A 5,592-nucleotide genomic window follows, 5' to 3' on the forward strand; every position below is an offset into this window, starting at 1 on the left:
CAGCCCGAGCGCCGCCAGGTACCACGTGGTGGCGGCCGGCGCTGCCGCCGGTGCCTCGGTCGCGGCCGGTGCACGGCAGGCAGCGCCACGATCGGTGGACGGGCGGGGCGGCCCCTGGTGCCCGTCCTCGCTCGTCAGCTGCCGCTTCAGCGGTGGTGGCGCTCCGGGCAGGTCGCTGCCCGGAGCGGGTTGCTGGACGGAACTCGACACGGTCAGATCCGGGAGGCGATGTCTGCGAAGGCGCGGATGGTCGACTCCTTGCTCTGGCCCGGCCGGACGAACGGCACGATGGAGACCTGGTCGACGCCGAGGCCCTTGATCTGGGACAGGCGCTTCTCGCACTCCGCCGGGGTGCCGGCAAGGGCGAACAGGTCCACGAGCTCGTCGGGCACCAGGTCGGCGTGCGACGCCTCGGTGTCCATGTGGTGGTAGTAGTCGTAGGAACTGCGGATGCGGTCGACGGCCTCCTGCAGGTGCGGCTCCACCGGAGCCGGCAGCGGCCGGATCACGACCCGGCTGACGTGCGCGCGCACGAGGTCGCGCGCCTCCCTGCTGTCCTCGTGGATCGCCGTCGGCGTCCAGAGCACGATGCGCAGATCGTCGAGGGTGCGGCCGCTCTCCTTGGCGCCCGCCTCGATCCGCTCGAGCGCGGCCTCGATGAAGTGCGGGGCCGTCCCGACGAGGACGATGACGCCGTCCGCGATGCGACCGGACAACTGGAGGATCTTCGGTGCGGACGCCGCGATGTAGATGGGTACCTCGATAGGGCCGTCGAGGTAGTTGAGGTGGTAGTCCGCACCGCTGGTGGCCTCTGTGACCTCCCCGCCGCGGAACAGCGCGCGCAGCTCGGCGATCGCCTCCTCCAGCTCCGCGAGTTTGAGCGGCTTCAGCCCCATCGTGCGCAGCGACGAGTCGCCCGTGCCGATCCCGAGGACCGCACGACCGCCGGTGTACTCCGCCAGCGTGGCCCACGTGGAGGCGAGCAGGGAGCGGTGCCGGGTCACCGCGTTGGTGACACCGGTGCCGAACACGATGCGCTCGGTACCGACCGCGGCGGCGCCCATCACGACGCTGGACTCGCGCCAGATGTTCTGCGAGTCCCCGAACCAGACGTTGTCGTAGCCCAGGTCCTCGCAGAGCCGGACGTAGTCGCACATCGCGCCCACCGGTTCGGTGGGGAACAACCCGATGCCCTTGCTCAGCACGTACCGCTCCTCCGCTCGACGTGTGACTCCCGACACCCTGCATACTGTGTCTTGGATCCGGTATACAAAGCAAGGCTTCAGCGAAGATTCTTCTCGCGCCACCGTCCTGGGAAGTGCGCGATGCAGCTGCTGAACGAGTTCACCGTGCGACCGGCCGCAGACGCCGGCCAGCTCGGTGGCGCCGCTGTCGACCAGGTCAGCGGCCAGCTCATCAGCCAGTTCGTCGGGCGGATCGATGTGCCCGTTCGCGGAGACGAGGTGCCGACGCCCGATGCTGCGGAGTCGCGCGGCCGCGCGGTCGTGCCAACCGGGGTCTTTCAGGGGCGGCTGCGGGCGGCGGGCGGCGTCGCGGCGACGATCGCGGCCGGCGTCCTGCTCGGCGCGGCGATCGCCCGTGCCCTGCGGTCAGCCGGCGTACGCGAGAACGGCTTCGAGCTCGACCGCCGAGCCGCCGGGCAACGAGGAGACGCCGACGGCGGTCCTCGCATGCGTGCCCGCGGCGGGCCCGAGGACGTCGTGCAGCAGCTGGCTGGCGGCGTCCGCGACCAACGGGTGACGGTCGAACTCCGTTGTCGCAGCGACGAAGACGCGCACGTGCAGGAGCGCCTCGACCGACCCCAGCCCGGCCGTCAAGGACGGGCAGCCGTCGACGGCGGCGAGCAGGTTCACGGCGGCGCGGCGCGCCTCCTCCTGTGCCTGCTCGAGCGTCACGTCGTCGCCGACGACCCCCGTCAGACGCGGCCCCTCGGGGCCGCGGCCGGTGTGGCCGGCGACCCAGAGCGCTCCACCGAACGCCCGGGCGGCGACGTAGCCGCCCTTGGCTGCCAGAGGCTCGGGTAGCGAGTGGCCCAACTGTGACAGGCGCTCCCACCCCAGACGGCGACGCTCCTCGGGAGCCGAGTCGCCGGCGTCCGTCACGCCGACCACGAGTCCTTCTGCGCGCGCAGGTCGTCGACCGCGTGATTGCGGTGCACGTTCAGCAGCCGCACGACCAGGTCGACGTCGCGGGCACGGCAGGCCTCGAGGATCTCCGCGTGCTCGCTGTTCATCGTCTCGCGGTTCAGCGGCTTGACGAAGTACAGGGACCGGTACGGGTCCGTGGTGTCCCACAGGTGGCGAATCATCCGGATGGCGCGCGTCATGCCGCTCGGCTCGAGCACCGCGAAGTGGAAGACCCGGTTGTGGACGCTGAACTTCACCATGTCCTTGGCGTCGGCGGCATCATCCATCGCATCCATCGCCTGCCGCATCCGGGCCAGGTGCTCGTCCTCGATGCGCGGCACGGCCTCGGACGCCGCGTCGGACTCGAGCAGCGCACGCAACCGGTACACCTCAAGCAGGTCACTGACCTCGAGGCGCGTCACGGTGTAGCCGCGGTGTGCGGTGTAGGTGATGTGCCCCTCGCCCTCGAGGATCTTCAGCGCCTCCCGCACCGGGACTCGGCTGACGCCGAAGCGCTCGGCAAGCCCCTCCTGCCCAATCGGCGCGCCCGGAGGGATCTCACCTCGGATGATGAGACCGCGGATCTCCGCGAGCACGGCCTGCTGGGCGGTCTGCGGGCGCGAGAACCCCGCGACGCGCGCCTCGGGCACGGACTCCACCAGCATCCCCTCTCAGACGGTGGCGCGCTCGCGGATCGCGCGTCGCAGCCTAGTCACCAGGGTATTGGATCCGATATACATTTGCCAGCCGCGCTGCCGAGGAGGACATCTGTGGCGACCACGCTCATCACCGACATCGCGACACTGGTCACCGGCGAGATCGGCGCACCGGTCCACCGGGACACCCAGGTCGTGATCACCGACGGCGTCGTGACCGCGATCGGGGACGACGTGGCGGCTCCCGACCACGTCATCTCCGCAGGTGGCCTCAGCGTCATCCCGGGACTGGTGGACGGACACGTGCACCCGACCTTCGGCGAGTGGACTCCCGCACAGAACTCTATCGGCTGGGTGCGCAACTACCTGCACGGGGGCACGACGACCATGGTGTCGGCGGGGGAGCTGCACGTGCCCGGGTTGGCCTTCGACGACCTGACACCGGAGCTGGTGACCAGCCTCGCCGTGACGTCACGCCACACGACCGGGCGGGTTCGACCCTCGGGCGTCAAGGCGCACTGCGGCACCGTGCTGCTGACACCGGGGATGAGCGAGAGCCACTTCGATCGCCTGATCGAGGAAGGCTGCCAGCACGCCAAGTTCATCTTCTACGACTGGAACCACCTGCCGTCCGGTGAGCCGGAGCAGTACGTCGAGTGGGCACGCGAGCGCGGCATCACGGTGAAGATGCACTCCGGGGGGGTATCGAGGTCCGGCTCCAGCCGCGTCGCCGGCTACGACTTGGTCTCCGCCGTGGGGCCTGACGTCGTGGCGCACATCTCGGGCGGGCCGATCCCCATGCCGGACGACGAGATCCGGCAGACCATCGATGAGTTGCCGTCGGCCGTGGAGGTGTGCAGCTCGATGAACTACCGCGCGACGAAGGTGACGGTCGACCGGCTCACCGAGCGCGATGAGCTGCACCGCCTGACACTCGGCACCGACACCCCCGGCGGTACCGGGGTCATCCCGCGCGGGATGCTCCGCAACCTCGGATACCTCGCCTCGGTCTGCGGGGTCGATCCGGCCGTGGCGGTTGCGGCCGCGACGGGCAGCACCGCCCGGGCGCACGGTCTCGACGTCGGCGTCCTGGACGTCGGCCGCCCGGCCGACCTGCTCATCCTCGGCCCGATCACGGGGTCGCTGGCCGAGGACGTGCTGGACTGCTTCGCGCTGGGCGACCTGCCGGGCATCGCCGCAGTGCTCGTGGACGGCGAGCCCCTCGTCCTCGGTCGAAGCGAGCAGACGCCGCCACCCACCAAGAAGGTCACCTGGCGCTGACCCATTGCCGAGCTGTCAGACCCACGCCGCCCTCCGATCCCGCCCGGCCCTTCGAGCCTCGCCGGTCAGTGTCGTGACTGGATGAGTACCCCGGCTGCCCGCCTCACCCCACGGGCCAGTCGGACGATCCCGCCCAGCGCAACGAGGCACACAACGGGCAGCAGGAACCACAGCAGCTCCAATGCTCCCTGTCTCGCACCGGGGTGCGGAACCTGTCGACCTTCTTGGAACAGGACCTTCAGTGACTCGTTGCGTTGGTCGGGTCGGGCTTGTTGATCCACGCCGGTCCGGGGAGCGCGGGTGGTTCGGGTGCTTGCCGACGAACCGTTCGGGATGGGCTGTGTAGGCGGCGGTCACGGTGTCGGCGCGGGCGGGCAGCGGCGTAGTGCACGTCGGCGGGGTGTGCAGGCCGATGCCTGAGTGCCGGTGCTCGTGGTTGTACCAGCCAGGAAGGTCTGACCGAAGGCTCGGGCGTGGGCGATGCAGCCGAAGCGCTCGGGGAACTCGGGGCGATACTTCATCGTCTTGAACTGGGCCTCGGAGCACGGGTTGTCGCTCGAGCAGCGCGGCCGCGAGTGTGACATGGTGATCCCGTGGTCGGCGAGCAGCAGCGCGACCGGCTTGGAGGCCATCGAAGTGCCGCGGTCGGCGTGGATGGTCAGCTGGTCACGGGTGATGTGCTACTTGGCGATGGTTTCGGCGAGTAGCCACTCGGCCAGCGCGGCGCTCGCTCCCTCGGCGATCAGCCCGTAGCGGAGTAGATGCCGATGATCATGTACAGGTGGTAGTAGGTTCACTTCGCCGGGCCCGCCAGCTTCGTGATTTCCCAGCTCCAGCACTGGTCCGGGCCGGTGGCCGCCAGCTCGGGTTTCACCCGGGGCGGGTGGCTGGCCTGGCGGCGGCGTTCGCGGACCTCACCGTGGGCGCGCAGGATCCGGTCGCTCTGTGGCGGGGCGGCAGTGGTGGCCCGGTGGTGGCGGTAGTGCGTGGCCCGCGACCGGCCCACCGCCGTGCACGCCGCGCGCACCCCCAACCGGCGGGGCCAGCTCGACCACCGCGGCCTCAACCGCCGTGGCCATCGCCTCCTCGACTGCCACACCCGTCGCGGTGCCGGTCGTCGCGGTGCCGGTCGTCGCTCATCGAAGATCGCTGCTTAGACAGCTGGACCGAATTCGCATTGACGAGGTGGGCAATTGCTGGCTCAACATCTCAACGCTGCACCCAGCCATAGCAGCGGCGTTAAGCGACCGGGGACAAGCAGCAGGTCAGCATTGTGCACGGGCGCGGGGTTAGAGTTCGACTTCCCCCACCCGAACGCAACTCCCGCCGAATCCAAGCCACCTTGACCTCAGTATGAACAAGCAGACGGGCGGGAGAGCCCCAGGGCCCCGGCAAAGTTGCTACGTGATCTTGTAGGTGGTCAGCGGCCGGAGGGTGTCGCGGGCGTGGTGGCGGAGCGCGGCGGCGATGTTGGTGGCGCCCGATAGGCGGAGCGCAGTGATCGCGAG

At 70.0% G+C, this 5,592-nt stretch carries 5 protein-coding genes and 1 pseudogene; 1 reads left to right on the forward strand and 5 read right to left on the reverse strand.

Features of this window, described 5'->3' with window-relative positions:
• The 4 genes from KME75_RS39700 to KME75_RS39715 form a co-directional block, all read right to left on the reverse strand.
• Window positions 1-210: hypothetical protein (locus KME75_RS39700; RefSeq protein ID WP_219420153.1), on the reverse strand; the 210-nt coding region annotated here is incomplete at its 3' end.
• A gap of 2 nt (window positions 211-212) precedes the next feature.
• Entirely contained in the window at window positions 213-1,205 is a 993-nt protein-coding gene (locus KME75_RS39705; protein ID WP_219420154.1) for an LLM class flavin-dependent oxidoreductase, read from the reverse strand.
• Between the two features lie 405 nt (window positions 1,206-1,610).
• Window positions 1,611-2,123: a RidA family protein gene (locus KME75_RS39710; protein WP_219420155.1), complete on the reverse strand. Its 513-nt coding sequence runs from the start codon at window positions 2,121-2,123 to the stop codon at window positions 1,611-1,613.
• Window positions 2,120-2,812 (reverse strand): GntR family transcriptional regulator, encoded by a 693-nt coding sequence (locus KME75_RS39715; protein ID WP_219420156.1) that lies wholly within the window; start codon window positions 2,810-2,812, stop codon window positions 2,120-2,122. Before KME75_RS39715 ends, KME75_RS39710 begins: the two co-directional genes overlap by 4 nt.
• A 105-nt stretch (window positions 2,813-2,917) precedes the next feature.
• Here KME75_RS39715 and KME75_RS39720 point away from each other — a divergent pair, with 105 nt between their 5' ends.
• Window positions 2,918-4,084 carry an amidohydrolase family protein gene (locus KME75_RS39720; RefSeq protein WP_219420157.1) on the forward strand — a complete coding sequence of 389 codons (1,167 nt, stop codon included), beginning with the start codon at window positions 2,918-2,920 and terminating at the stop codon, window positions 4,082-4,084.
• A gap of 238 nt (window positions 4,085-4,322) precedes the next feature.
• Here KME75_RS39720 and KME75_RS39725 read toward each other — a convergent pair.
• Window positions 4,323-5,163 (reverse strand): annotated as a pseudogene (locus KME75_RS39725) (transposase).
• Window positions 5,164-5,592 lie beyond the last annotated feature (429 nt).

The sequence above is a fragment of the Pseudonocardia nigra genome, from assembly GCF_019396355.1.
GTDB lineage: Bacteria > Actinomycetota > Actinomycetes > Mycobacteriales > Pseudonocardiaceae > Pseudonocardia > Pseudonocardia nigra.